General features: G+C 56.7%; 21 protein-coding genes. 10 read left to right on the top strand and 11 right to left on the bottom strand.

Annotated features, from left to right (window positions below; genetic code table 11):
* The first annotated feature begins 222 nt into the window (after nt 1-222).
* From BM007_RS05675 to BM007_RS05665, 3 genes are all read left to right on the top strand, one after another.
* Nucleotides 223-2,934 (top strand): glycosyl hydrolase family 18 protein, encoded by a 2,712-nt coding sequence (locus BM007_RS05675; protein WP_090417565.1) that lies wholly within the window; start codon nt 223-225, stop codon nt 2,932-2,934.
* Nucleotides 2,935-3,040: 106 nt separating this feature from the next.
* Nucleotides 3,041-3,481 (top strand): type III secretion system invasion protein IagB, encoded by a 441-nt coding sequence (gene iagB, locus BM007_RS05670; protein WP_024907827.1) that lies wholly within the window; start codon nt 3,041-3,043, stop codon nt 3,479-3,481.
* A gap of 133 nt (nt 3,482-3,614) precedes the next feature.
* Nucleotides 3,615-5,447, top strand: a complete 1,833-nt coding sequence (locus BM007_RS05665) for a chitinase (RefSeq protein ID WP_090417563.1) — start codon at nt 3,615-3,617, stop codon at nt 5,445-5,447.
* A 118-nt stretch (nt 5,448-5,565) separates the two neighbouring features.
* Here BM007_RS05665 and BM007_RS05660 read toward each other — a convergent pair whose 3' ends face one another.
* From BM007_RS05660 to poxB, 4 genes are all read right to left on the bottom strand, one after another.
* Nucleotides 5,566-6,579, bottom strand: a complete 1,014-nt coding sequence (locus BM007_RS05660) for an NAD-dependent epimerase/dehydratase family protein (protein WP_024907825.1) — start codon at nt 6,577-6,579, stop codon at nt 5,566-5,568.
* A 92-nt stretch (nt 6,580-6,671) separates the two neighbouring features.
* Complete coding sequence (locus BM007_RS05655) at nt 6,672-8,108, bottom strand: SDR family oxidoreductase (protein ID WP_090417561.1); 1,437 nt, start codon at nt 8,106-8,108, stop codon at nt 6,672-6,674.
* A 10-nt stretch (nt 8,109-8,118) separates the two neighbouring features.
* Nucleotides 8,119-9,120 carry a low-specificity L-threonine aldolase gene (ltaE, locus tag BM007_RS05650; protein WP_048990963.1) on the bottom strand — a complete coding sequence of 334 codons (1,002 nt, stop codon included), beginning with the start codon at nt 9,118-9,120 and terminating at the stop codon, nt 8,119-8,121.
* A 38-nt stretch (nt 9,121-9,158) separates the two neighbouring features.
* Nucleotides 9,159-10,877 carry a ubiquinone-dependent pyruvate dehydrogenase gene (gene poxB / locus BM007_RS05645; RefSeq protein WP_047346936.1) on the bottom strand — a complete coding sequence of 573 codons (1,719 nt, stop codon included), beginning with the start codon at nt 10,875-10,877 and terminating at the stop codon, nt 9,159-9,161.
* A 151-nt stretch (nt 10,878-11,028) separates the two neighbouring features.
* Here poxB and BM007_RS05640 point away from each other — a divergent pair, with 151 nt between their 5' ends.
* On the top strand, nt 11,029-11,463 hold the full coding sequence (locus tag BM007_RS05640) for a DoxX family protein (protein ID WP_090417559.1): 435 nt from the start codon (nt 11,029-11,031) through the stop codon (nt 11,461-11,463).
* Between the two features lie 86 nt (nt 11,464-11,549).
* On the opposite strand, the gene hcr is transcribed toward BM007_RS05640, so the two are convergent.
* The 4 genes from hcr to aqpZ all read right to left on the bottom strand — a co-directional run bounded on the left by hcr (nt 11,550) and on the right by aqpZ (nt 16,092).
* Nucleotides 11,550-12,518, bottom strand: coding sequence for an NADH oxidoreductase (hcr, locus tag BM007_RS05635; RefSeq protein ID WP_090417558.1), 969 nt, complete (start codon nt 12,516-12,518; stop codon nt 11,550-11,552).
* A 10-nt stretch (nt 12,519-12,528) separates the two neighbouring features.
* Nucleotides 12,529-14,181: a hydroxylamine reductase gene (hcp, locus tag BM007_RS05630; RefSeq protein WP_090417556.1), complete on the bottom strand. Its 1,653-nt coding sequence runs from the start codon at nt 14,179-14,181 to the stop codon at nt 12,529-12,531.
* 144 nt (nt 14,182-14,325) lie between these two features.
* On the bottom strand, nt 14,326-15,225 hold the full coding sequence (locus BM007_RS05625) for a LysO family transporter (protein WP_024907818.1): 900 nt from the start codon (nt 15,223-15,225) through the stop codon (nt 14,326-14,328).
* 171 nt (nt 15,226-15,396) lie between these two features.
* Complete coding sequence (gene aqpZ, locus BM007_RS05620) at nt 15,397-16,092, bottom strand: aquaporin Z (protein WP_023335104.1); 696 nt, start codon at nt 16,090-16,092, stop codon at nt 15,397-15,399.
* A gap of 291 nt (nt 16,093-16,383) precedes the next feature.
* On the opposite strand from aqpZ, the gene BM007_RS05615 reads away from it, so the two are divergent.
* Nucleotides 16,384-18,042 carry an ATP-dependent endonuclease gene (locus tag BM007_RS05615; RefSeq protein ID WP_090417554.1) on the top strand — a complete coding sequence of 553 codons (1,659 nt, stop codon included), beginning with the start codon at nt 16,384-16,386 and terminating at the stop codon, nt 18,040-18,042.
* Here BM007_RS05615 and BM007_RS05610 read toward each other — a convergent pair.
* A complete protein-coding gene (locus BM007_RS05610) occupies nt 18,039-18,995 on the bottom strand; it encodes a VirK/YbjX family protein (protein WP_090417552.1) in 957 nt (318 codons plus the stop codon). The two genes, BM007_RS05615 and BM007_RS05610, sit on opposite strands and share 4 nt — an antisense overlap.
* Nucleotides 18,996-19,154: 159 nt before the next feature.
* Between BM007_RS05610 and macA the strand changes: the two genes are divergently transcribed.
* Both macA and macB read left to right on the top strand, forming a co-directional pair.
* Nucleotides 19,155-20,270, top strand: coding sequence for a macrolide transporter subunit MacA (macA, locus tag BM007_RS05605; protein WP_032649222.1), 1,116 nt, complete (start codon nt 19,155-19,157; stop codon nt 20,268-20,270).
* Complete coding sequence (gene macB, locus BM007_RS05600; RefSeq protein WP_090417551.1) at nt 20,267-22,207, top strand: macrolide ABC transporter ATP-binding protein/permease MacB; 1,941 nt, start codon at nt 20,267-20,269, stop codon at nt 22,205-22,207. Before macA ends, macB begins: the two co-directional genes overlap by 4 nt.
* 70 nt (nt 22,208-22,277) lie before the next feature.
* On the opposite strand, the gene cspD is transcribed toward macB, so the two are convergent.
* A complete protein-coding gene (gene cspD / locus BM007_RS05595) occupies nt 22,278-22,499 on the bottom strand; it encodes a cold shock-like protein CspD (RefSeq protein ID WP_006809408.1) in 222 nt (73 codons plus the stop codon).
* Nucleotides 22,500-22,766: 267 nt separating this feature from the next.
* Here cspD and clpS point away from each other — a divergent pair, with 267 nt between their 5' ends.
* The 3 genes from clpS to BM007_RS05580 all read left to right on the top strand — a co-directional run bounded on the left by clpS (nt 22,767) and on the right by BM007_RS05580 (nt 26,143).
* Nucleotides 22,767-23,087: an ATP-dependent Clp protease adapter ClpS gene (gene clpS / locus BM007_RS05590; RefSeq protein ID WP_006174393.1), complete on the top strand. Its 321-nt coding sequence runs from the start codon at nt 22,767-22,769 to the stop codon at nt 23,085-23,087.
* A gap of 27 nt (nt 23,088-23,114) precedes the next feature.
* Nucleotides 23,115-25,394, top strand: a complete 2,280-nt coding sequence (gene clpA / locus BM007_RS05585; protein WP_024907813.1) for an ATP-dependent Clp protease ATP-binding subunit ClpA — start codon at nt 23,115-23,117, stop codon at nt 25,392-25,394.
* Between the two features lie 299 nt (nt 25,395-25,693).
* Nucleotides 25,694-26,143 (top strand): hypothetical protein, encoded by a 450-nt coding sequence (locus tag BM007_RS05580; protein ID WP_090417550.1) that lies wholly within the window; start codon nt 25,694-25,696, stop codon nt 26,141-26,143.
* 71 nt (nt 26,144-26,214) lie between these two features.
* On the opposite strand, the gene infA is transcribed toward BM007_RS05580, so the two are convergent.
* Nucleotides 26,215-26,433, bottom strand: a complete 219-nt coding sequence (gene infA / locus BM007_RS05575; protein ID WP_002211347.1) for a translation initiation factor IF-1 — start codon at nt 26,431-26,433, stop codon at nt 26,215-26,217.
* Between the last annotated feature and the right edge of the window lie 205 nt (nt 26,434-26,638).

Raw genomic sequence — 26,638 nt, 5'->3', positions numbered from 1 at the left:
ACGGTGTAAGAGCAGGACGTCTCTTTGCGCCCAGTGTATCGTAAGGGATATAAGCTATACGGAATTTTGGCTTGTATCTTTTTATGGGGGAATACAACGCAGAAAAATATTTTCTTGTCACGGTTGTAAGGTCAGTTAAATACGCATTATGCAAATAGATTCCATGCTCTCAAGGAAGACATGGATTATTAACGTCACGAATAAATTTATCAGGAAATAAAAATGAAATTTATGAAGCCTAAATATCTGGCGCTCTTCATTGCGGCGGCATCCGGCTCCGCATTTGCAGCAGCACCGGGTACACCGACTATCAGCAGCGGCAATGATAAATTTGCGCTGGTAGAGGTAGACCAGGCGGCTCAGGACTACAACAGCCTTGTCAAAGTGCATAAAGATGGCGTGGATGTGAAAGTTGAGTGGAATGTCTGGAGTGGCGCTGCGCCAACGTCTGCAAAAGTTCTGCTTGATGGCACCCCTGTCTGGACCGGGGCCGGTAGCGCTTCCGGCTCCGCGACGTTTAAAGTGAAAAAAGGTGGCCGTTACCAGGAACAGGTTGAGTTGTGTAACGCCAGCGGCTGTACCAAAAGTGCCAGCAAGCTGATTATTGTGGCGGACACCGACGGCAGCCATCTGCTGCCGCTGAATACAACCATGAAAGAGAACAATAAAACCTTCTCTGAGCATACCGATAAGGTCGTCGGGGCCTATTTCCCTGAGTGGGGCGTATACGGCCGTAACTTCCCGGTTGATAAAATCCCTGCCGCTAACCTGAACCACATCCTGTACGGCTTTATTCCAATCTGCGGTGGCGATGGCATCAACGATGGTCTGAAAACCGTTGAAGGTGGTAACAGCTTCGCCGTATTGCAGCGTGATTGTGCAGGCCGCCCGGACTATACCGTGGCTATCCACGATCCGTGGGCTGCCCTGCAAAAACCGCAGGCTGGCGTGTCTGGATGGGATGACCCCTACAAAGGGAACTTCGGCCAGCTGATGGCGCTGAAAAAAGCGCATCCCGGCCTGAAAGTCCTGCCATCCATCGGTGGCTGGACCTTGTCCGATCCGTTCTTCCACATGGGCGATCCTGCGATCCGCGCTCGCTTTGTATCGTCTGTAAAAGATTTCCTGCAAACCTGGAAGTTCTTTGACGGTGTGGATATCGACTGGGAATTCCCAGGCGGCGGCGGTGTGAGTGAAAACCTCGGTAATCCGCAGCAGGATAAAGCGACCTACACTGCGCTGATGCACGATCTCCGTGCGATGCTCAATGAACTGTCAAGCGAAACGGGCCGTTCCTACGAGCTGACCAGCGCCATTGGCGCCGGTAAAGATAAAGTTGAGGATGTGGATTACACCACCGCTCAGCAGTATCTCGATCACATCTTCCTGATGAGCTATGACTTCTACGGCGGCTGGAGCAACACCGACCTGGGCCACCAGGCCGCACTGCGCGCACCGTCATGGCAACCAGATACCAACTACACCACAGAAAACGGCGTGAATGCGCTGCTTCAGCAGGGTGTACAGCCAGGTAAGATCGTCGTGGGTACAGGTATGTATGGCCGTGGCTGGACCGGCGTGCACGGCTACACCGGCGATAATCCATTCACCGGTACTGCAACCGGCATGGTGAAAGGCACCTGGGAACCGGGTGTTGTCGACTATCGCCAGATCGTAAATGAGTACAAAGGCAAGCCGGGTTGGGAGTATGGCTACGACGCGACTGCAGAAGCGCCTTACGTCTTCAACAAATCAACGGGCGATCTGATCTCCTATGAAGATGCCCACTCCGCGGCCGCGAAAGGCAAATACGTCCTGGCCAACAAACTGGGTGGTCTGTTCTCCTGGTCTATTGATGCTGACAACGGCGATATCCTGAACGCGATGAACGAAAGCCTGCTGGGCAGCACTACCCCGGTTGATCCGGTGGTGACTAACCATGCGCCAATCGCGTCATCTTCCGATCAGAACGTCTCAGGCCCGGCAACCGTTACGCTGGATGGCTCTGCCTCTACCGACCCGGATGGCGATGCTATCACCTACAAGTGGACCCAGATTTCTGGTCCATCGGTGACCCTCACCAACAGCACCAAAGCCAAAGCGACCTTCAACGTTGCGGCCGTGACCAGCGACCAGACCCTGGCGTTCCGCCTGACGGTAACGGATGCGAAAGGCCTGAGCAACGCAATTGATGTGCAGGTCGTGAACAAAGCGCCAAAAGCGAACCAGGCGCCGGTAGTCAATCAGATGGAAGCGGTAACGCTGCAGGCGGGTGAAACCTATGCTCTGCATGCCCAGGCGGCGGATCCTGACGGCGACGCGCTGACCTACGCCTGGAGCATTCCGGCGGATATGCACGCAACCGGAACCGATAGCGCGAACGTGACCATCACTGCGCCAGAGGTGACTTCAACGTCTACTTACACGCTGAGCGTCGTTGTCGGTGATGGTAAAACCAGCGTGCAGTCTAACGTGCAGGTTACCGTGAATCCGAAACCGGCTGAGGTTACGCCGCCGGCTGATGACGTGACCCCACCTGCTGACGAGGTTACCCCTCCGGCTGATGAGGTGATTCCGCCATCTGATGAAGGCTCTGCAGCCGGTAGCTGCGACGCGCCTGTCGATGCTAACGCCAGCAAATATGCCGCGTGGGATGCCAGCAAAATCTACAACAATGGCGATACCGTAAGCTTCGACCATCTGGTGTGGAAAGCGAAGTACTGGACCCAGGGCAACCAGCCCGGCTTCGGTGTTGATGCCTGGGAGCTGGTCAGCAATGTGAAGATGAACTGGCGTTCTGACCTGGTCTACAACGGCGGCGAAACCACAACCTATCAGGGCAACGTTTACCGTGCCAAATGGTGGACCCGCGGTGATAACCCGGCTAAGAGCGATGTATGGGTGAAAGAAGGCCCATCAACAGGCTGCAAATAATATAGCCCAGTAATCACTCACCACCCTTTTGGTGTGGTGAGTGATTCAAAATTCATTTTACAGGATGTTGCTAAGGAGAAATCACTGACGCTTACAGCAGGTAAACATGAAAAAGGTAATGTTGTTGTTATTGATAATAAGCCAAAGCGCGCTGGCAAACTGTTGGGATAAAGCGGCGCATTATTATCATGTCGATCCGTACTTATTATATGCCATCGCCAACGTTGAATCCGGCATGAACCCTTACGCGGTTGGTCAAAACCATGACGGCACGCGTGATGTCGGGCTAATGCAAATTAACAGCTCCCATTTTGCGCAGCTTGAGAGCAGGGGGATCGATGAATACCGGCTGATGACCGAGCCCTGTACCTCCATCATGGTCGGCGCTTCCATCCTGTCCGGGATGATTAAGGTCTATGGCTATAACTGGGAGGCGGTAGGCGCGTATAACGCCGGGTTAAAAAAAGAGAATTATCCGCAACGCATGAAATATGCCCATAAAGTCTGGGCGAAATATCAGCAATTGAAATTAGCGGCACGTTATTAAGGTTTTTTATTTTTGAAGAATTCCCGAGGGTGTTCTTCGAAAAGTGAAAACAGCTGTCTGTGGTTTATTTATTAACGGATTAATACATAAGCCGGGATTTTATAATTTAACTTCTATTAACAGGAATACAGAAATGAACAAAAGGACGTTACTGAGTGTACTCGTTGCCGGCGCATGCGTCGCCCCGTTTATGGCGCAGGCTGCCTCGCTGCAAGCGACCCCCAGTGAGCCGTACACCATGAAAGCCAGCGATCTGGCGAAGAAGGAAAAAGAACTGACCAGCTTCCCGCTGATGGCCTCGGTGAAAGAGACCATCCAGACGCTGGACAATGCTCAGGTAGAAATGATTGAGCCAGGCCGAGCGGCGAACCCTGAAAACGTGAAGCGCGTGGAAGGGATCGTGAAGGCCAGCGACTGGGAATATCTCTTCCCACTGCGCGCGCAGGCGTACACCTACAGCAACTTCCTGAAGGCGGTAGGTAAATTCCCGGCGCTGTGTAAGACCTATAACGACGGTCGCGACAGCGACGCCATCTGTCGTAAAGAGCTGGCTACCATGTTTGCCCACTTTGCCCAGGAAACCGGCGGCCACGAGAGCTGGCGTCCGGAGGCCGAATGGCGTCAGGCGCTGGTTCACGTGCGTGAAATGGGCTGGAGCGAAGGCCAGAAGGGCGGCTATAACGGCGAATGTAACCCTGACGTCTGGCAGGGGCAGACCTGGCCGTGCGGGAAAGATAAAGACGGCGACTTCCTGAGCTACTTCGGTCGCGGTGCGAAGCAGCTGTCCTACAACTACAACTACGGTCCGTTCTCTGAAGCGATGTACGGCGACGTGCGTACCCTGCTCGAAAAACCTGGGCTGGTGGCGGACACCTGGCTGAACCTGGCGAGCGCGATCTTCTTCTTCGCCTACCCGCAGCCGCCAAAACCAAGCATGCTGCAGGTTATCGACGGCACCTGGCAGCCGAACGCTCACGATAAAGCCAACGGTCTGGTCCCTGGCTTCGGCGTGACCACCCAGATCATCAACGGCGGCGTTGAGTGCGGCGGCCCGACTGAAATTGCCCAGTCGCAAAACCGTATCAAGTACTACAAAGAGTTCGCGAACTACCTGAAAGTGCCCGTTCCGGCGAACGAAGTGCTGGGCTGCGCTAACATGAAGCAGTTTGATGAAGGCGGTGCTGGTGCCCTGAAGATTTACTGGGAACAGGACTGGGGATGGAGCGCGGATACTCCAACTGGCCAGACCTACTCCTGCCAGCTGGTGGGCTACCAGACGCCGTTCAGCGCCTTTAAAGAGGGTGACTACAGCAAGTGCGTGCAGAAGTTCTTTAACGTCAACATTGTGAACGACGATGGCTCTGCCACCACCCCGGACGAAACCCCGGTAACGCCAGCGCCGGCAGAAGATGAAACGCCGGCTCCAGTGCCAGCGCCAGCGCCGACGCCGGATGAAACCCCGGCTGAGCCGGTGGCGGTGAACCACGCCCCGGTCGCGCATATTGCGGGTCCAGTCGGCGCCGTTGAAGCCGGTGCGCAGGTCTCTCTGAGCGCGGAAGGCTCCACAGACGCCGACGGTAACAAGCTGACCTACACCTGGCGTTCACAGGATGGTCAGACCGTGACCGGTCAGGACAAAGCGGTTGTGACCTTCAGGGCGCCAGAATCCGCCACTGCACAGCAGATTGAAGTGAGTCTGACCGTTAGCGATGGCGAACTGAGCAGCACCACCTCTTACCTTCTGAACGTGAAGGCGAAAGCGGCACCGTCTCAGGACGAAGGCACTTCCGGCTCTTACGTCGCGTGGAGCGCGAACAGCAAGTACAAGGCAGGTGATATCGTGAACAACCACGGTAAACTGTTCCAGTGCAAACCGTTCCCGTACAGCGGCTGGTGTAACAACGCCCCGGCATACTACGAGCCAGGCGCAGGTCTGGCATGGGCTGATGCCTGGACGGCACTGTAAAAGCAAACGGCAACCGAAAGGTTGCCGTTTTAGTGTTTGCTCTTTCCCCTCACCCTAACCCTCTCCCCAAAGGGGCGAGGGGACAGTACGGTGCGGAAGTCGCCACCGGGCAAAAAGGCTAGCGATGAAGCTTCCCGTGATCCCGCAGCCACGCCGCGGTGCGCATAATCCCTTCATCCAGCGTCACAACCGGTTTATACCCCAGCTCATTCTCCGCCCGCGAAATATCCAGCGTGAAGTCAAAGTTGAGTTTAGAGACGCCGTAATGCGTCAGCGCAGGCTCTTTGGCCGATTTACTGCCAAAACGCTCCATGCTGCGGGCAATCATATCCAGCATCGGGTAGGGCACGGAACGGATACGGCAGTCGATCTGCAACTCGTCGATCAACCGCTGCACAATGCTGCGCAGCGTGCACGGTTCGCCGTTAGTGATGTTGTAGGCGCGACCGGAGATCAGCTTATCGCAGTCCGGCTGGCTTGCCAGCCACATAGCGTGAACGGCGTTTTCGTAATAGGTCATATCCACCAGCGCATCGCCGCCGCGCGGCAGCAGCACGCTGCCGTAGTGGTGCATCATCTGCGCCAGACGCGGAATAAACACCTTGTCGTGCGGCCCGAACAGGCTCTGCGGACGCAGGACCGTAAAGCGGGTATGCGGGTTTGACTGCGCCAGCAGGTCAATCACCTCTTCGCTGGCCGCCTTGCTGCGGGCAAATTCACAGGCAAAGCGAGCAGGGCGGAAATCTTCCTGCACGTCGCGATGGTGGTGATAGTCGAAATAGAGTGACGGTGACGAGATATGAATAAAGTTACGCACGCCCCAGGCAACGGCCCATTCACCCAGACGACGGGTGGCGCGCACGTTGGCGAGATCGAAGGCTTCCTGGGTCCCCCACGGGGAGGTAAAACTGGAACAGTGCCATAGCGTGTCGATACCGGCGAGCATCACCTTTGCCTGAGAGGAGACCAGCTCCGTCAGGTCAGCATGGACGAACTCTGCGCCCATTTTTTGCAGCAGTTTACCCATCGCTTCGTTGCGACCGGTAGCCCTGACGCTGATGCCTTTATTGCGCAGAAATTCGACCGCATTTCGGCCTAAGCCGCTGGTCGCCCCGGTAACCAGTACCTTCATAGCTATCCACTGTGTTGAAAAGAATTTCGTGCGCATTCTTTCGTGAATTACGGCGCTATGCAATGGGAAAGGTGAAAGAAAGAGAGTTTTATTTATATCTTTTCCGTCTTTTGTTCTGCCCGTTGCGCAATGCGTTTCGCCATTCCGCGGAAGATAAACAGGTGGGCAGGGATCATCAACAGCCAGTAGAACAGCCCCGGCATTCCGTGCGGATGCCACCAGGCGCGGACGTCCAGCTCCCGATGGTCGCCTTTGTCCTTCAGCGTAAAGCAGAGTCGTCCCAACCCCGGCGCTTTCATGCCGAACAGCAGCGCCAGCTGTTTTTCCGGCTCGACGATGATCACCTTCCAGCTGTCGACCGCATCGCCCACCTCAAGATACGGGCGTGCCGGGCGGCCTTTTGCCAGCCTGTGCCCCACCAGCAGATCCATTGCCCCGCGCGTTTGCCAGAGGATATTGCCGAAGAAATAACCGTCTTTGCCGCCAATCTGGTTCACCACCTCCCACAGATCTGCGAGGCTGGCAGAAGTCTTCACCGTGCAGCCCGCCTGTTTCGGGTAATAGCCATACTCCGGGCGCCAGCGGGCAAACGCCTGGGCGTCGTAGCCCCAGTCGCTGGAGTTCACCAGTTGCTCTTCCTCTTTCAGCGTATTACGCACGGCATCGTCAAAGCGGATCAGGTCCTGGGGTATGAGTGCCCGCAGCTCGCGATCGTCCGCCAGCAGATCGTGCTTCAGCCCCTGGATCAGCGCTTTGGCGGTCGTCGGCGGCACGGAGGTGATCACATTCAAAAACCACACCGAGATCCAGCGGGTTGGAAAGGGGATGGGGATCAGCCAGCGGCGGCGGCCGCTGACGCGCATGAAATGTTCGAACTGCTCCTGATAGCTCAGGACTTCAGGCCCGGCGGCCTCCAGCACGCGGTGCTGGTCGGTTGGGTGATCCAGCAATGCCACCAGATAATGCAGCAGGTTCTCCAGCGCAATCGGCGTGGTGCGCGAACGGACCCAGCGCGGCGGCGTGAGCACCGGCAGGTTATACACCATATCGCGCATCACTTCGAAGGCGGCGGAGCCTGCGCCGACGATAATTCCGGCGCGCAGTTCGGTGACGGGAATAGCAGCGCCGCGCAGGGTGTCAGCCGTCAGCTGGCGGGCGCGCAGGTGATCGGACTGCTCGTGTTCGGGTGCCTGGAGCGAGCTTAAAAAAATTACCTGTTTCACCGGCGTTTGCAGAAGAGCATCGCGGACGTTCATCGCCACCTGACGCTCGTGGGCGATAAAATCCCCGCCTTCGCCCATGCTGTGCACCAGGTAGTAAAGCGTGTCGACCCCTTCCAGCAGCGCGGGAAGCTCCTTCGGCCAGTTGAGATCAACGTTGTGGCAGGTGACGCCAGGTAAACTGAGCTTTTGCAGGCGCTCCGTGTTGCGTGCCGCTGCCAGCACCCGGTGTCCCTGCTGGCTTAGCGCCGCGGTGAGGTGCTGACCGATATATCCGCTGGCGCCGAGCACCAGAATGCGTTGCGGCACGTGATGCTCCTTATCGCTGTAAAAACGCCTGCCAGTGTTTCACTACGTCCGCCAGCTGCTCGCGGCTGACGTCAAGATGCATGACCAGACGCACGACGGGTGAGGCGTTGATCAGCACGCCACGGGCTTTCATAAATTCCCCCAGCGCTGCGGCGCGATCCTCGCCCACGCGGACGAACAGCATGTTGGTGTCGTGGCGCATCACGTCGGCGCCAATCTCGCGCAGCTGAGCCGCCATCCACGCGGCGTTGTCGTGATCGTCCTTCAGGCGCGCCACGTTGTTTTTCAGAGCATACAGCCCCGCTGCCGCCAGAATACCCGCCTGACGCATGCCGCCGCCGGTCATTTTGCGCCAGCGGTTCGCGCGTTTGATGTAGTCCGCATTGCCCACCAGCAGGGAACCCACCGGCGTGCCCAGCCCTTTAGAGAGGCAGATGGTGAACGAGTCGCAGTATTGCGTAATCTCTTTCAGCTCGCAGCCGTACGCCACCACGGCGTTGAAGATGCGCGCGCCGTCCACGTGCAGGCCGAGCCTGCGCTCGCGGGTAAACTCCCATGCGGCTTTCAGGTATTCGCGCGGCAGCACTTTGCCGTTGTGGGTGTTTTCAAGGCTGAGCAGCCGGGTGCGGGCGAAGTGAATATCGTCGGCTTTGATTTTCGCCGCGACCTTATCGAGCGGCAGGGTGCCGTCCGGCGCGGCGTCAATCGGCTGCGGCTGAATGCTGCCGAGCACCGCGGCACCGCCGGCTTCGTAGAGGTAGTTATGCGCGCCCTGGCCCACGATGTACTCTTCACCGCGCTCGCAGTGGCTGAGCAGCGCCACGAGGTTAGCCTGCGTACCGGTTGGCAGGAACAGGGCGGCCTCTTTTCCGCTGAGCTCTGCGGCATAGCGCTGCAGTTCGTTTACCGTCGGATCGTCACCGTAGACGTCGTCCCCGACCGGGGCGGCCATCATCTCTTCGAGCATGGCGCGGCTCGGGCGGGTTACGGTATCACTGCGTAAATCGATCATGGCATGTCCTTATTATTAAAAAGGCGATGCCAGATGTTTTACCTGAGCCAGTTGGTTTTTGCCAGTTCGATCACCTCGTCACCACGCCCGCTGATGATCGCGCGCAGCATATAGAGGCTAAAGCCTTTGGCCTGCTCAAGCTTGATCTGCGGCGGGATCGCCAGCTCCTCTTTGGCGACGACGACATCCACCAGCACCGGACCGTCGATGGAAAAGGCGCGCTGCAGGGCTTCATCCACCTCGGAGGCTTTCTCCACGCGAATACCGGTGATGCCACAGGCCTCGGCGATACGCGCGAAGTTGGTATCGTGCAGCTCGGTGCCGTCCGTCAGATAGCCGCCAGCCTTCATCTCCATCGCCACGAAGCCCAGCACGCTGTTGTTGAAGACCACAATTTTCAGCGGGAGCTTCATCTGCACCACCGACAGGAAATCCCCCATCAGCATGCTGAACCCGCCGTCGCCGCACATCGCCACCACCTGACGCTCCGGCGCCGTTGCTTTTGCGCCCAGCGCCTGCGGCATGGCGTTAGCCATCGAGCCGTGGTTGAACGAGCCGAGCAGGCGGCGTTTACCGTTCATCTTCAGGTAGCGCGCGGCCCAGACCGTTGGCGTGCCCACGTCGCAGGTGAAGATGGCATCGTCGTCGGCGAAATGGCTGATCTGCTGCGCCAGATACTGCGGGTGAATGGCTTTGTCGCTCGGTTTGGCGAGGTCGTCCAGCCCCTTGCGGGCATCGCGATAGTCGCTCAACGCCTTATCAAGGAACTTGCGGTCGGTTTTCTCTTCCAGCAGCGGCAGCAGGGCGGCAAGGGTAGATTTGATGTCGCCCACCAGCGCCATATCGACCTTGCTGTGCGCGCCGATGCTGGCCGGGTTGATATCAATCTGAATGATTTTGGCATCCGCGGGGTAGAACGGACGATACGGGAACTGGGTGCCGAGCAGGATCAGCGTGTCGGCGTTCATCATGGTGTGGAAGCCGCTGGAAAAACCGATCAGACCGGTCATCCCCACATCGTAAGGGTTGTCGTACTCGACGTGCTCTTTGCCGCGCAGGGCGTGAACAATGGGCGATTTCAGCTTACCGGCAAATTCAAGCAGCTCCTTGTGCGCCCCCGCGCAGCCGCTGCCGCACATCAGGGCGATATTGCTGGAGTAACGCAGCAGCTGTGCCAGCTTTTTCAGCTCCTCCTCGGCTGGCGTCACCACCGGCTGCGGCGCGTGATACCAGTGGGTGCTGGCACCTTCCGGTGCGGCCTTGAGGGCTACATCGCCCGGGATAACAACCACCGAAACGCCGCGGTTCAGCACGGCCTTGCGCATGGCGATCGCCAGCACCTGCGGGATCTGCTCCGGGGATGAAACCAGCTCGCAATAGTGGCTGCATTCACGGAACAGCTCCTGCGGATGCGTCTCCTGAAAATAGCCGCTGCCGATTTCGGAAGAGGGGATATGAGCGGCAATCGCCAGCACCGGGACGTGGTTACGGTGACAGTCGAACAGCCCGTTGATCAGGTGCAGGTTACCCGGCCCGCAGGATCCGGCGCAGACGGCCAGTTCACCGGTAAGCTGTGCTTCAGCGCCTGCGGCGAAGGCGGCAACCTCTTCATGGCGGGTGGGCATCCATTCGATGGTCTTCATCTTGTTGAGGCTGTCGCTAAGTCCGTTCAGGGAATCGCCGGTTACGCCCCAGATACGTTTCACGCCAGCCTGTTCGAGCGTTTTCGCAATATATGCAGCCACGGTTTGTTTCATGGTTGTCCGTCTCCTTTTTGTGATATCGCTTACAAGCTTAGAAGAAAGTCTCCGTATTGCCCGTCATTTCCCCCTAATTAAAAGGTGCTTTTCACGCGCAATTATTCGGCATAATCTGGCAATACCTCGGTGAAAACAGGAATCATTTCAAATGGTTAAATCATTGTTAATTGCTGTTAATGAAAAGCTATCGTGCGACGATCTTGGCAAACTCTTGTTACGACTTGCCGTTGGCGGGCTGATGCTTTTTCACGGTTTGCACAAGCTTTTTGGCGGCGTGGGCTTTATCAGCGGCATGCTGGTGGAAAAAGGGTTGCCGGGATTTATCGCCTACGGCGTGTTGGTTGGCGAAGTGGTGGCGCCGATCCTGATTATTGTTGGGCTCTTTACGCGCCCGGCCGCGCTGGTGCTGGCGTTTACGATGATTGTGGCGTGGCTGATGGTGGGAATGGGGGAAACGCTCGCCCTTGATAAGGTAGGCGCATGGGCGATTGAAAGCCTGGTGTACTTCTTTATCGGCTCGCTGGCTGTCGCGTTTTTAGGGGCAGGGCGCTTTGCGGTAGGGAAAGGTCCGGCGTGGCGGTAGGGTTGTTGTAGGTCGGGTAAACGCAGTGCCACCCGACAAAAAGCCCGGTGGCGCTGACGCTTACCGGGCCTACGAACGTTTATTGTTTATGCGAGGACCAAATCCCCCTGTGGATGGCACGAACATGCCAGCACGTAACCCTCGGCAATTTCCGCGTCGGACAGCGTCATGGTGCTGGTGACGGTATACTCCCCGGAAACCACCTTCGTCTTACAGCAGCCGCACACGCCCGCACGGCAGGCAGCCACTACCGGCACCTTATTGCTTTCCAGCGCCTCCAGCAGCGTGGTCCCCACGCGGCCAAAGAAGGTCTGCGCAGGCTGCAGTTTGGTGAACTTAACGCCGCTGGTTGCCGCTTCCGCTACCGGCGTGAAGAACTGCTCTTTGAAGAAGCGGGTCACGCCAAGCGCTTTCACCTCTTTTTCCACGCTATCCATGTACGGCGCCGGGCCGCAGGTCATCACGGTGCGGTTCGCCATATCCGGCACGCTTTGCAGCAGCTCGCGGCTCAGGCGACCGGGCACAAAGCCGTGGGTCGCGTTGTGCTCAGCCACCAGAGTCACAGGATAATTCCGCCACTCATCGGCAAAAATCACATCTTCCGGAGAGCGCACGCTGAAGATCGCCTGCACGTCTGCCTGCGGACGGTTCTTCGCCAGCCAGCGGCGCATCGACATAATCGGCGTTACGCCACAGCCCGCCGCCAGCAGCAGGAATTTATCGTCTGCTTTGTCGTCACAGGTGAATTCCCCCTGTGCGTCAGACAGCCAGATATAATCCCCGCGCTTCACGTCTCGGGTCAGCCATTCTGAACCGGCTCCGCCTTCAATGCGACGGATGGTAAGCGTGATGTACTCGCTCACGCCCGGCGTGGAAGAAAGGGTGTAGGCGCGCAGGGTGTCTGCCGAATGGCGAACGCTAACCAGCGCATATTGACCCGCACGGTACGGATAGTAGTCATGGCACAGCAGCGACAGCGTCCACACATCCGGCGTCTCCTGATGGATGTGATGAACCTGCATCCGCCACGGACATTGTGGGGTTGGCATGGTCATGAGTTACTCCTTACGCGCTCAGCAGCTGCTTCATATCATCTTCAACGTTGGTCACAGAACGCAGACCGAATTTCTCGTTCAGCACCGCCAGCAGGTCCGGCGTCAGGAAGCCGGGCGCGGTCGGGCCGGTCACGATGTTGGTCACGCCGAGAGAAAGCAGGGTAAGCAGGATGACAATCGCTTTCTGCTCAAACCATGACAGCACCAGCGACAGCGGCAGGTCGTTCACGCCGCAGCCCAGTTTCTCCGCCAGCGTGACCGCCAGAATGATGGCTGAGTAAGCATCGTTACACTGGCCCGCATCGATCAGGCGCGGCAGGCCTTCGATGTCGCCGAAGTCCAGCTTGTTGAAACGGTATTTGCCGCACGCCAGGGTCAGGATCAGGCAGTCTTCCGGCACGCGGGTGGCGAAATCGGTGAAGTAGTTACGCTCGCCGCGCGCGCCGTCGCAGCCGCCAACGAGGAAGATGTGGCGCAGCTTTTCACGGCTGACGAGGTCGATCAGCGAATCAGCGGCACCCAGCAGGGTTTCACGACCAAAGCCGACGGTGATCAGGTGCGGGATCTCGCTGTACGGGAAGCCCGCCATCTGCTGCGCCTGGGCGATAACCGGACCGAAATCGTCGCCTTCGAGGTGGCTCACGCCCGGCCAGCCGACGATGCTGCGGGTCCAGATGCGGTCGTCATACGCGCCGACGGTAGGGTCGATGATGCAGTTAGAGGTCATCACGATAGGGCCCGGGAAGCGGGCGAACTCCACCTGCTGGTTCTGCCAGCCGCTGCCGTAGTTACCGATCAGATGTTTAAACTTGCGCAGCTCCGGGTAGCCGTGCGCCGGGAGCATTTCGCCGTGGGTATAGACGTTAACGCCGGTGCCTTCGGTTTGCTTCAGCAGGTTGTAGAGATCTTTCAGGTCGTGACCGGAAATCAGGATGCACTTGCCTTCGGTCGCCTTGACGTTGACCTGCGTCGGTGTCGGGTGGCCGTAGGTGCTGGTTTCACCGGCATCCAGAATGCTCATCACGCGGAAGTTCATCTGGCCGATTTCCATTGAGCACTCAAGCAGGGCATTCATATCGGCAGGCCAGGTGCCCAGCCACGCCATGATTTTGTGGTACTGGGCGTAGATGTCGTTGTCGTATTGCCCGAGCACGTGCGCGTGTTCCATATAGGCCGCCGCGCCTTTCAGCCCGTACAGGCACAGCAGGCGCAGGCCGAGAATGTTCTCGCCAATCGCCGCCTTGTCTTTATTCGGGGTGAATTCTGCCGCCTGACGCTGGAGGTCGCCCAGATCGTCGCTGATCAGCTGAAGTTCTGACATCGGATTTTCCACGTGGGCGCTGGCGTCCGCCTTCAGGCACTGTGCTTTCAGCGCTTCACGCAGGGCAATCGCTTCGCGGGCATAGCCGACAATGCGCGGAGAGTCGAAGTTAACGTTGGTCAGCGTGGAGAAGAAGGCGCGCGGGGCGAAGCTGTCGACGTAGTGGTCGACAATGCCGTATTCACGGGCCTTGAACGCCCAGGCGGAAAGGCCTTGCAGGGCCGCAATCAGCAGGTCCTGCAGGTCAGATGTTTCTGCGGTTTTGCCGCACATACCCTGTGCGTAAGAGCAGCCATTGCCTGCCGGGGTACGGATGGTTTGTTCACATTGCACACAAAACATAATCACACCTGTTAAAGTTATATTTGATATACATGTTTAAGATTATGCTTGTGCCAGAACGGTGAAAAGGGCTTTCTGCTACAAAATAGAGGGAGATTGATTTAGCGCAATTTTGGCGGCAGGAAACCTACCGCCAAATAAGTATCAGGCAGAGAAGAAGGCCATCAGGACCGGAACCAGCAGGCTTAAAATAAAGCCGTGCACGATGGCGGCGGGCACCATCTCCAGCCCCCCGGAGCGCTGTAGTACCGGCAGGGTAAAGTCCATCGACGTTGCGCCGCACAGGCCCAGCGCGGTAGAACGACTGCGGCGAACCAGGCTTGGGATCAGCATGATGGCAATCAGCTCTCGCGCCAGATCGTTAAAGAAGGCGGCGCTGCCGATCACCGGGCCGAATGATTCGGTCAGCAGAATACCGGAGAGGGAGTACCAGCCAAAACCTGACGCCATCGCCAGGCCGGTTTTCAGCGGCAGATCGAGAATAAAGGCGTTAATGACGCCCGCGACCATTGAACTGGCGACAACAATCACGGCAACCATCATTCCCCGACGGTTGAGGACAATTTGCTTCAGGGTCATGCCATTATTTCGCAGCTGAATACCGATCAGGAACAGCAGGAAGATAAGCGTATATTCGCTGGCCTCTGTCGCGTGCTGTAAAAATGCCCAACCGGTCAGTCCAAGAAGAAAACCGAGCACCACGACGCCGCACAGTTTTAATGATTCCAGCGCCATGGCAATTCGTGAAGGGAGTTTTTCCTGATGGTGGTGATTTTTCCATGGAATAGTGCGTTCCAGCCACAGCAGCGCGGCAATATTGCACAGTAAAATAACCACCACGGTGACGACAGAATAATGGAGGATGGAGAGTAAATTCGCCGACAGGTTATCCAGGAATGCCAGGCTTATCCCCATAAAGAAAAGAATAACGTAAACAATCCAGCTGAGAAAACGGTTGATAAGCCGTAATGCAGATTCCTGATGCAGCGGGATAAGGTAGCCCACAATCAGGGGCAGCAGAATAATGAGGAGTCCTGAAAACATGAACAGCCGGTCCTTTTGAGTATCTGTTGAGCGCCAGAGACACTACCCAATAAAGGCTGTCAGGTAAAGGAGCAATAAAAAAGCCGGGTGGCGGCTACGCCTTACCCGGCCTACAAAGTGCACTCTAACGTAGGTCGGGTAAGCGTTAGCGCCACCCGACACCGCGCTCGATTAATCGCGTTTTTCCAGCAGGGTGCGGTACAGCACGCCGCCCAGGATACCGCCGATAATTGGCATCACCCAGAACAGCCACAGCTGTTGAAGCGCCCAGCCGCCCTGGAAGATGGCGACGGCGGTGCTGCGTGCCGGGTTAACGGAGGTGTTGGTGACCGGAATCGAAATCAGATGGATAAGCGTCAGCGCCAGGCCAATCGCAATCGGGGCAAAACCGGCTGGCGCGTGTTTGTCCGTTGCGCCGTGGATCACCAGCAGGAAGCCGGCGGTCAGCACAATTTCAATCACGATGGCAGACAGCATGGAGTAACCGCCCGGAGAGTGTTCGCCGAAGCCGTTAGAGGCAAAGCCGCTGGCCGCCGCGTCGAACCCGGCTTTACCGCTGGCAATCACGTACAGAACGCCAGCTGCAATAATACCGCCAACCACCTGCGCCACAATGTAGCCAATCACGTCTTTTGCCGGGAAACGGCCGCCTGCCCATAAACCTAATGTCACTGCCGGGTTAAAATGACCGCCGGAAATATGTCCCACGGCAAACGCCATGGTTAATACGGTTAAACCAAACGCCAGCGCGACGCCGACAAAACCAATACCCAATTCCGGGAATGCTGCTGCCAGAACGGCGCTACCGCAGCCACCAAATACCAGCCAGAATGTACCAAAGCATTCTGCCGCTAATTTTCTAAACATAACCACCTCAAAATAATTATCCGCACGCTTTCCCGCGCGCGGGATATATCGTCATAAAGGGATGACGACTCAAAGAGTCTCTATTCTAAAAAATAACAACACCCCTTCGCCACTTAAATAAATTCTGTTGGTTTGATTTTAGGCAATGCGATGTCAATCCTTGTTCAAATTAGCGGTAAATAGAGCATAGACTAATTCTCGCAAGGGTGAACGTTGTGCTGTCGTGACAGAACGCCTCCCGCTATACTGCTGATAACTTAAAGGAAAAAGTGATCATTTGTCGGGGGATTTATGCTTCTCGAACGTGTGGAAATTGTCGGGTTTCGCGGTATTAACCGCCTGTCGCTGCAGCTGGAACAGAACAACGTCCTGATCGGCGAGAACGCGTGGGGTAAGTCCAGCCTGCTGGATGCGCTGACGTTACTGCTTTCGCCCGAAGACGATCTGTATCACTTCGTTCGCGACGATTTCTGGTTCCCGCCCGGCGACGTGACGGGGCGCGAGAAGCACCTGCATATCATCCTGACGTTCCGCGAATCCGAGCCCGGACGGCATCGGGTGCGTCGCTTCCGCCCGCTGTCACCCTGCTGGGTGCCGTGCGATGACGGTTTCCACCGGATTTTCTATCGGCTGGAAGGGGAGATGGCGGAGAACGAGGGGGTACTCACCCTGCGTGATTTTCTCGATGAGAAAGCCAACCCGATCCCGCTTGAGAATATCGACGATTTGGCCCGCCACCTGATTCGCCTGACGCCGGTGTTACGCCTGCGCGATGCGCGTTTTATGCGGCGTATTCGTAACGGTACCGTACCCAATATGCCGGACGTGGAAGTCACCGCCCGCGAGCTGGATTTTCTGGCAAGAGAGCTGGTGTCGCGTCCGCAAAATCTGACCGATGGTCAAATCCGTCAGGGGTTGTCCGCAATGGTGCAACTCCTGGAGCACTATTTTTCCGAGCATGGAACCTCTGAGTCGCGTCATCGTCTGATGCGCCGCCGTTCTCATGATGAGCAGCGCAGCTGGCGTTACCTCGACATCATTAACCGAATGATTGACCGGCCCGGCGGTCGTACCCATCGGGTGATTTTGCTGGGGCTGTTTTCAACGCTTCTGCAGGCCAAAGGCACCGTTCGTCTTGACCGGGACGCCCGGCCGCTGCTGCTGGTGGAAGACCCGGAAACGCGGCTGCATCCCATCATGCTCTCCGTGGCATGGCATCTGCTGAATCTGCTGCCGCTCCAGCGCATTACGACCACCAATTCCGGTGAATTATTATCGCTGACGCCGGTAGAACACGTCTGCCGTCTGGTCCGTGAGTCCTCCCGCGTCTCCGCTTTCCGGCTTGGTCCGGGTGGTTTGAACGCGGAAGACGGGCGGCGCATCGCGTTTCATATTCGCTTTAACCGCGCGTCGTCGCTCTTTGCCCGCTGCTGGCTGCTGGTGGAGGGGGAAACGGAAACGTGGGTTATCAACGAACTGGCGCGCCAGTGCGGCCACCATTTTGATGCGGAAGGCATTAAGGTGATTGAATTCGCCCAGTCGGGACTAAAGCCGCTGATAAAATTTGCTCGCCGGATGGGGATCGAGTGGCACGTTCTGGTCGACGGTGATGAGGCGGGCAAAAAATATGCCTCGACCGTACGCAGCCTGCTGAATAACGAGCGTGAGGAAGAGCGCGACCATTTAACCATGCTCCCTGCGATGGACATGGAACACTTTATGTACCGTCAGGGGTTCGATGACGTCTTCCACCGCATTGCCATGGTGCCGGTCGATGTCCCGATGAACATGCGGCGCGTGATCGCCAAAGCCATTCATCGTTCGTCAAAACCGGATTTAGCCATTGAAGTGGCGACGGAAGCGGGAAGGCGGGGCGTAGAGGCGGTACCGACCCTGCTGCGGAAGATGTTTTCCCGCGTGCTGTGGCTGGCACGCGGGAAAGCGGATTAGCGTTGGGTCGCCTGTTTCACCTGCTGAATCAGGCTATCCAGCAGCTCGTAGCGGCGGCGATATTCGGAGCGTTTTTTGCTGGCGATCTCTTCCATCGGTTTACGCGGCATGACGAGCGGCAGCATAAAGTTACCGTTATCCTGTTTTTCACCGCCGATAGAGAGCCAGAAACTGTCGTAATCGGCCAACAGTTTCCCCTCTTTTTTCTTGCGGTAGCGCCAGCTGCGATAAATATGGGTATCGTTACTGACGGCGATAATCTGTTCTACCGGGAAGGCGGTGCCGAGGGTCATGGCGGCCTCGACCAACAGACGTTTCGGGAACAGACCATGGCAGGCTTTCGTCGCACCCTGGATCAGCTCATGGGGAACATGCGCTTTTGCCCCTTGCAAACCGCCAATGAACAGCGTCGATTTTCCCTCAAACTGGCACAGGGTGAAGGTCATCTCGGCCAGCACCGTATTCTGATGGTCGCAGAAGGCGAGGGTGGCTTCCCCTTCTTTATCCAGAAACGCATCGGCGCACAGACGGACGGTAAATTGCTGTTCATCTTTGCCGGTTAAGGTCAGCAGGGTGAAGCCCTTCTTCGAAAAATAACCCGTTAGCAGCGTCACCGGAAGCTGGCGGCTCATCGTCTGATAGTGCCAGTTGAGGGATTCCAGCGCATGCTGTCGATCCATATTCACCGTCAACCAGGGACGATGCAACCGACACGGTAGCCCTGGTTGTACCTGCAGCATCTGCATCAGACGTGGTTGTTTTGCAAGACTTGTTAACAGGCGCGCAGTGCTAATGGGTGTCGCCAGTGAACGTAACATGAATTTACGTCGATAGGCGGGGTTTTGCCACGCCAGTCCTGGTTTGAGCTTACCGAAAGCCAGATTTTTGAAGAGCTGCCAGCCAGATTTAGGCTGAGGCAAGTTTGAAAAAGGTGTATCGACGATGGAAGACATGATAGATCCTGCTTCTTGATGAAGATCTCCATTTCAGCAGGCGAACGTTCAACGTCTCGTAAACAAATTGTGACGATTTCAAGAAGAAGGGGTTTCGTTGAGGAGTCGTTTAGATAGAATCAACACTTATCATTGCCAGAACATTTATTTGGATTATTTATGAACCTCAAGGGAAAACGCAGAACGCTGTTTCTGCTGCTGGCGGTCGTGGTTTTAGCCGGTGGATACTGGCTATGGCAGGTGCTGAACGCGCCGGTGCCGCAGTATCAGACACTGATTGTTCGTCCGGGCGAACTGCAGCAAAACGTCCTCGCGACGGGCAAGCTTGACGCGCTGCGCAAGGTTGACGTCGGCGCTCAGGTCAGCGGCCAGCTGAAAACGCTGTCGGTTGAGATTGGCGACAAGGTGAAAAAAGGCCAGCTGCTCGGCGTTATCGATCCTGAACAGGCTGAGAACCAGATCCGCGAGGTGGAAGCCACGCTGATGGAACTGCGCGCGCAGCGTGCGCAGGCGCTGGCAGAACGTAACCTGGCCCAGGTGACGCTAACCCGTCAGCAGGCGCTGGCTAAAACTCAGGCTATTTCAAAACAAGATTTAGATACCGCCACCACTGAACTGGCGGTGAAACAGGCGCAGATTGGCACGATTGACGCGCAAATCAAACGCAATCAGGCTTCGCTGGATACGGCGAAAACCAACCTCGACTACACCCAAATTGTGGCACCGATGGCGGGCGAAGTGACCCAGATCACCACGCTCCAGGGGCAGACGGTGATTGCCGCACAGCAGGCGCCAAACATTCTGACGCTGGCGGACATGAGCACCATGCTGGTCAAAGCCCAGGTCTCAGAAGCGGATGTGATCCATCTTAAGCCGGGGCAAAACGCCTGGTTTACGGTACTGGGCGATCCGCAGACGCGCTACGAAGGCGTGCTGAAAGACATTCTGCCGACGCCGGAAAAAGTGAACGACGCTATTTTCTACTATGCTCGTTTTGAAGTGCCAAACCCGCAGGGCGTGCTGCGTCTGGACATGACCGCACAGGTGCATATCCAGCTGACCGGCGTGAAGAACGTGCTGACCATTCCGCTCTCTGCGCTCGGCGAATCCGCCGGGGATAGCCGTTATAAAGTGAAAGTGCTGCGCAACGGCGAAACGCGCGAGCGTGAGGTCGTGATTGGCGCGCGCAACGACACTGACGTGGTAGTGGTGAAAGGGCTGGAAGAGGGCGAGGAGGTTGTTGTCAGCGAAAGCCTGCCCGGAGCCGCCAAATGACGGCGCTGCTTGAGCTGAATAACATTCGTCGCAGCTATCCCTCCGGCGATGGCCCGGTGGAGGTGCTGAAGGGCATCTCCCTGCGCGTGGAGGCGGGCGAGATGGTGGCGATTGTCGGCGCATCGGGTTCCGGTAAATCGACGCTGATGAACATTCTCGGCTGCCTGGATAAACCCACCAGCGGTACCTATCGCGTGGCCGGGACGGATGTCTCCACGCTGGATGGCGACGCGCTGGCGAAGCTGCGCCGGGAACACTTCGGCTTTATCTTCCAGCGTTACCATCTGCTTTCTCACCTCAATGCCGCGCAGAACGTGGAAGTACCTGCGGTCTATGCGGGCGTCGAGCGTAAAAAACGCCTCGAGCGCGCGCAGATGCTGCTGACGCGTCTGGGGCTGGCAGAGCGGTTGGAGTACCAGCCCTCGCAGCTTTCCGGCGGCCAGCAGCAGCGCGTGAGTATTGCCCGCGCCCTGATGAACGGCGGGCAGGTGATCCTCGCGGATGAGCCGACCGGCGCGCTCGACAGCCATTCCGGCGAAGAGGTGATGGCGATCCTCCATCAGCTTCGCGATCAGGGGCACACGGTCATCATTGTTACCCACGATCCGCAGGTGGCGGCGCAGGCGGAACGCATTATTGCGATCCACGACGGCGAGCTGGTCAGCAATCCGCCGCCGCGCGAGTCCAGAGCAGCGGCGCCGAAAGAAGCGCTCCCGACATCAACCGGCTGGGGACAGTTTTCCAGCGGCTTTCGTGAAGCGCTGACCATGGCCTGGCTGGCGATGGCGGCCAACAAAATGCGTACCCTGTTGACGATGCTCGGCATCATCATCGGTATCGCCTCGGTGGTGTCGATTGTGGTGGTGGGCGACGCGGCCAAGCAGCTGGTGCTGGCAGATATCCGCGCCATCGGCACCAATACCATTGACGTGTATCCCGGCAAAGACTTTGGCGACGACGAGCCGCAGTATCAGCAGGCGCTGAAATACGACGATCTGGCGGCCATTCAGAAGCAGCCGTGGGTCAACTCCGCCACGCCTGCGGTGTCGCAGAACCTGCGCCTGCGGGTGGGCAATGTCGACGTTGCCGCCAGTGCGAACGGCGTTAGCGGAGACTATTTCAACGTCTACGGCATGACCTTCAGTGAAGGCGCTACCTTTAACGCCGAACAGCTGGCGGGCAGGGCGCAGGTGGTGGTGCTGGACGCGAACTCGCGCAGGCAGCTCTTCCCCAATAAAGTCAACGTGGTAGGCGAAGTGATCCTGGTCGGCAACATGCCTGCCACGGTCATCGGCGTGGCGGAAGAGAAGCAGTCGATGTTTGGCAGCAGCAAGATCCTGCGCGTCTGGCTGCCCTACACCACCATCTCCGGGCGGATTATGGGGCAGTCCTGGCTCAACTCCATCACCGTGCGCGTGAAGGAGGGCTACGACAGCGCGCTCGCCGAACAGCAGCTTGAGCGGCTGTTAATCCTGCGCCACGGGAAGAAAGATTTCTTCACCTGGAATATGGACGGCCTCTTGAAAACGGCGGAAAAGACCACACGTACTCTTCAGCTGTTCCTCACGCTGGTGGCGGTGATTTCGCTGGTCGTCGGCGGCATCGGGGTGATGAACATCATGCTGGTGTCGGTAACGGAACGCACCCGGGAGATCGGCATCCGCATGGCGGTCGGGGCCCGCGCCAGTGACGTGCTGCAGCAGTTTTTGATTGAAGCCGTGCTGGTGTGTCTGGTCGGCGGGGCGATGGGCATTGCGCTCTCGATGATGATCGCGTTTGCACTCCAGCTCTTTTTACCCGGCTGGGAGATTGGCTTCTCGCCGGTTGCCATTATTACCGCATTTTTGTGTTCGACCTTTACCGGCATTTTGTTTGGCTGGTTGCCCGCCCGCAATGCGGCGCGGCTGGATCCGGTGGACGCGCTGGCTCGGGAATAACCCGAAAATAAAAATGCCAGCCGATCGGGCTGGCATTTTGACTGCGGGATGTACACAATAAAACAGAGAGCTATGCAACCGTCTCTGCTTCAACGGGTACGATTAGGCTTGCATGATTGCCTTTTGGTCCCTGGTGTACATCGAACCGGACGGACTGCCCGGCTTTGAGCGTTCTGTAACCATCCATCTGAATGGTGGAATAGTGAGCGAAGATATCCTCGCCGCCGCCTTCGGGGCAGATGAAGCCAAACCCTTTGGCGTTGTTGAACCACTTAACAGTACCCATTTCCATGCTTCGACATCCTTCGTAAATCTTATAAGTTAAGATGGAATGAACCGGTGGTGGAGTGGGGGCTGTTCAAAACCTCGCCATCTCACGCTTGTACAATTTAGAGAAACGAAAGAAGTCGTCAAGCGTTTGGCGCTGGAGATGGGACAATAATCAACCAAAGTTTGAAGCAGTTAACGCTATTGCAATAGTTTGTGACAGACATCGCGGATGACAGTAATAGATGATTGTTATCTAACATCTGAGGTAGATTCAAAGTGGTTATGCATAATGGGTAAGACCAACGATTGGCTGGATTTTGACCAGCTGGCGGAAGATAAAGTGCGCGACGCGCTAAAACCGCCATCTATGTATAAAGTTATGTTAATGAACGATGATTACACGCCGATGGAATTTGTTATTGACGTGCTACAAAAGTTCTTTTCTTATGATGTAGAACGTGCAACGCAACTGATGCTTACCGTTCATTATCGTGGCAAAGCTATCTGCGGCATCTTCACAGCCGAAGTGGCGGAAACCAAAGTAGCGATGGTGAACGACTATGCGAGGGAGAACGAGCATCCGTTGCTGTGTACGCTGGAAAAGGCCTGATAAGGCATAAAATTGGGGGAGGTGCCTATGCTCAATCAAGAACTGGAACTCAGTTTAAACATGGCTTTCGCCAGAGCGCGTGAGCACCGACATGAGTTTATGACCGTCGAGCATTTACTGCTCGCACTGCTTAGCAACCCATCTGCCCGCGAAGCGCTGGAAGCCTGCTCCGTGGATCTGGTGGCGCTACGTCAGGAACTCGAAGCCTTCATCGAACAAACCACACCGGTGCTGCCAGCCAGTGAAGAAGAGCGCGACACGCAGCCGACGCTCAGCTTCCAGCGCGTGCTGCAGCGCGCGGTTTTCCACGTCCAGTCTTCCGGACGTAGCGAAGTGACTGGCGCAAACGTCTTAGTCGCCATCTTCAGCGAGCAGGAGTCACAGGCTGCCTACCTGCTGCGCAAACACGAAGTCAGCCGCCTCGACGTGGTTAACTTTATCTCTCACGGAACGCGCAAAGACGAGCCTAACCAGTCATCGGATTCCAGCAATCAGGTCAATAACAATGAAGAGCAAGCAGGCGGGGAGGATCGTATGGAAAACTTCACCACCAACCTTAACCAGCTTGCTCGCGTTGGCGGTATCGACCCGCTGATTGGTCGCGATAAAGAGCTGGAGCGCGCGATCCAGGTGCTGTGCCGTCGCCGCAAGAACAACCCGCTGCTGGTGGGGGAATCAGGCGTGGGTAAAACCGCGATTGCCGAGGGTCTTGCCTGGCGCATTGTGCAGGGCGACGTGCCGGAAGTGATTGCCGACTGCACCATCTACTCGCTGGATATCGGCTCGCTGCTGGCGGGCACCAAATACCGCGGTGATTTTGAAAAACGCTTCAAGGCGTTGTTAAAACAGCTGGAGCAGGACACCAACAGCATCCTGTTTATCGATGAGATCCACACCATCATCGGCGCAGGTGCGGCCTCCGGTGGCCAGGTGGATGCGGCTAACCTGATCAAACCGCTGCTCTCCAGCGGCAAGATCCGCGTGATTGGCTCCACGACCTACCAGGAGTTCAGCAACATCTTTGAGAAAGACCGTGCGCTGGCGCGCCGCTTCCAGAAAATCGACGTGACCGAACCGTCCGTCGAGGAAACGGTGCAGATCATCAACGGCCTGAAGCCGAAGTACGAAGCGCACCACGACGTGCGTTACACCGCAAAAGCGGTCCGTGCGGCGGTGGAGCTGGCGGTGAAATACATCAACGATCGTCATCTGCCGGATAAGGCGATAGACGTGATTGACGAGGCAGGGGCGCGTGCGCGTCTGATGCCGGCCAGCAAGCGTAAGAAAACCGTTAACGTGGCGGATATTGAGTCCGTGGTGGCCCGCATCGCGCGTATCCCTGAGAAGAGCGTTTCTCAGAGCGACCGCGACACGCTGCGCACCCTCGGCAATCGCCTGAAAATGCTGGTCTTTGGTCAGGATAAAGCCATTGAGGCCTTAACCGAAGCGATCAAGATGGCCCGCGCCGGACTGGGGCATGACCACAAGCCTGTCGGTTCCTTCCTGTTCGCTGGCCCGACCGGCGTGGGGAAAACCGAGGTGACGGTTCAGCTTTCCAAAGCGCTGGGCATTGAGCTGCTGCGCTTTGATATGTCCGAGTATATGGAGCGTCACACCGTCAGCCGTTTGATTGGTGCGCCTCCGGGCTACGTGGGCTTTGACCAGGGCGGCCTGCTCACCGACGCGGTGATCAAGCATCCGCACGCGGTCCTGCTGCTCGATGAAATCGAGAAGGCGCACCCGGACGTGTTCAACATCCTGCTGCAGGTGATGGACAACGGGACGCTGACCGACAACAACGGGCGCAAGGCGGACTTCCGCAACGTGGTGCTGGTGATGACCACCAACGCCGGGGTGCGTGAAACCGAGCGTAAATCCATCGGCCTGATCCACCAGGATAACAGCACCGATGCGATGGAGGAGATCAAGAAGATCTTCACGCCGGAGTTCCGTAACCGTCTGGACAACATTATCTGGTTCGATCACCTGTCTACTGAGGTGATCCATCAGGTGGTGGACAAGTTCATCGTCGAGCTGCAGGTTCAGCTGGATCAGAAAGGCGTGTCGCTGGAAGTGAGCCAGGAGGCCCGCAACTGGCTGGCCGAGAAAGGCTACGACCGTGCGATGGGTGCCCGTCCGATGGCGCGCGTGATTCAGGACAACCTGAAGAAACCGCTGGCGAACGAGCTGCTGTTTGGCTCGCTGGTGGACGGCGGCCAGGTGACCGTGGCGCTGGACCAGGCGAAGAACGAACTGACGTACGATTTCCAGAGTGCGGCGAAGCACAAGCCGGAAGCGGCTCACTGAGTTGTAACGTAGGTCTTAAAAACCGGGCAATAGCCCGGTTTTTTTATGTCTGCCAAGGTAAAAGCAAAACGACAACAGTGTTGTCGTTTTTAGTGTTTTCTCCCTCTCCCTGTGGGAGAGGGTTGGGGTGAGGGCAACAGGCCGCAGAGGAATTTTGCGAGGCGCTTTCCAGTTTCTTTCGAAGTTAGTTGCTGGGTAAATATACAGTAATAAAATAGTGTCGCACCTGCAAAATCAGGTGCCGGGATTGGCGTCCTGAAAGTGTGCACAAACAATCTTACGTGCATAAAGGATCACATATGACTGATATTAATAATTTCGCCCAACTTTACAGCGAACTCTCCCTCAACCCCGATCTCCCAACCCTTGCCGAGCGCTGCAAACTGCTCACCGAAATCCTTCTCGACTGCAAATCACTCCCCCAAACGCAGCCCGTTTGCCGTTGCCTCGGGGCTTATCTGGAAGAGGTGAAAACCGGCCTCACGGAATCCATGCGTGATATTCAGATACTGGAATTTGAGGAAGAAGCGGAACAACCGCGGCAAAAAGAGTGGCTGCTGGAAGATACAGAAACGAAATGTGACTACTGCCGGGCGTTAAACCACGTGCTGCTGGTGTCGCATTTTGACCGCGATATGCTGCCGCATCTTACGGGATTACTTCACGACATGGCGCATTCTATGGCAGGAGATTTAATCGCTCCTGTACAACCATGGATGACAATACATCTTCCGACGCAGCAACACTAAAGCCATAAATAAAAAAGGCCGGGATAATCCCGACCTTTTAAATATTCATCTGCCATTACAGGCGAAAACAATTAGCGACTACGGAAGACAATGCGGCCTTTGCTCAGGTCGTACGGGGTCAGTTCAACAGTCACTTTGTCGCCCGTCAAAATGCGGATGTAGTTTTTGCGCATTTTACCGGAGATGTGCGCAGTTACCACGTGACCGTTTTCCAGCTCTACGCGAAACATGGTATTAGGTAACGTATCAAGTACGGTACCCTGCATTTCAATATTGTCTTCTTTGGCCATCTAATCCTCTGGGGTATCACTACCAAGTTTTGAACCGGCAAGATAATGCCGAAATTCATCAATTAAGTAAAGAATTGCGCGATTAAAACGCAGCAAAACAGTTTCGGCGCATTGCCCAAGCGTCACGGTACAACCGAACAGGAAGCGCATTCGTAAAGGGGAGACAACAGGATAAACGTCAGGACGTTATCTGAAGCGAGGGTCC

This window comes from Enterobacter sp. NFIX59 (assembly GCF_900113755.1).
Classification (GTDB): domain Bacteria; phylum Pseudomonadota; class Gammaproteobacteria; order Enterobacterales; family Enterobacteriaceae; genus Enterobacter; species Enterobacter pseudoroggenkampii.
The sequence above is the reverse complement of the archived record's forward strand: the minus strand, read 5'-3'. Positions and strand labels throughout refer to the sequence as shown.

Coding starts and splice junctions, on each gene's coding strand:
- BM007_RS05615 (WP_090417554.1), top strand. CDS start 16,384: ATGCTTCTCGAACGTGTGGAAATTGTCGGGTTTCGCGGTATTAACCGC.
- macB (WP_090417551.1), top strand. CDS start 20,267: ATGACGGCGCTGCTTGAGCTGAATAACATTCGTCGCAGCTATCCCTCC.
- BM007_RS05665 (WP_090417563.1), top strand. CDS start 3,615: ATGAACAAAAGGACGTTACTGAGTGTACTCGTTGCCGGCGCATGCGTC.
- BM007_RS05675 (WP_090417565.1), top strand. CDS start 223: ATGAAATTTATGAAGCCTAAATATCTGGCGCTCTTCATTGCGGCGGCA.
- BM007_RS05640 (WP_090417559.1), top strand. CDS start 11,029: ATGGTTAAATCATTGTTAATTGCTGTTAATGAAAAGCTATCGTGCGAC.
- cspD (WP_006809408.1), bottom strand. CDS start 22,499: ATGGAAATGGGTACTGTTAAGTGGTTCAACAACGCCAAAGGGTTTGGC.
- aqpZ (WP_023335104.1), bottom strand. CDS start 16,092: ATGTTTAGAAAATTAGCGGCAGAATGCTTTGGTACATTCTGGCTGGTA.
- iagB (WP_024907827.1), top strand. CDS start 3,041: ATGAAAAAGGTAATGTTGTTGTTATTGATAATAAGCCAAAGCGCGCTG.
- BM007_RS05610 (WP_090417552.1), bottom strand. CDS start 18,995: ATGTCTTCCATCGTCGATACACCTTTTTCAAACTTGCCTCAGCCTAAA.
- hcr (WP_090417558.1), bottom strand. CDS start 12,518: ATGACCATGCCAACCCCACAATGTCCGTGGCGGATGCAGGTTCATCAC.
- BM007_RS05660 (WP_024907825.1), bottom strand. CDS start 6,579: ATGAAGGTACTGGTTACCGGGGCGACCAGCGGCTTAGGCCGAAATGCG.
- infA (WP_002211347.1), bottom strand. CDS start 26,433: ATGGCCAAAGAAGACAATATTGAAATGCAGGGTACCGTACTTGATACG.
- poxB (WP_047346936.1), bottom strand. CDS start 10,877: ATGAAACAAACCGTGGCTGCATATATTGCGAAAACGCTCGAACAGGCT.
- BM007_RS05580 (WP_090417550.1), top strand. CDS start 25,694: ATGACTGATATTAATAATTTCGCCCAACTTTACAGCGAACTCTCCCTC.
- ltaE (WP_048990963.1), bottom strand. CDS start 9,120: ATGATCGATTTACGCAGTGATACCGTAACCCGCCCGAGCCGCGCCATG.
- BM007_RS05625 (WP_024907818.1), bottom strand. CDS start 15,225: ATGTTTTCAGGACTCCTCATTATTCTGCTGCCCCTGATTGTGGGCTAC.
- macA (WP_032649222.1), top strand. CDS start 19,155: ATGAACCTCAAGGGAAAACGCAGAACGCTGTTTCTGCTGCTGGCGGTC.
- clpS (WP_006174393.1), top strand. CDS start 22,767: ATGGGTAAGACCAACGATTGGCTGGATTTTGACCAGCTGGCGGAAGAT.
- hcp (WP_090417556.1), bottom strand. CDS start 14,181: ATGTTTTGTGTGCAATGTGAACAAACCATCCGTACCCCGGCAGGCAAT.
- clpA (WP_024907813.1), top strand. CDS start 23,115: ATGCTCAATCAAGAACTGGAACTCAGTTTAAACATGGCTTTCGCCAGA.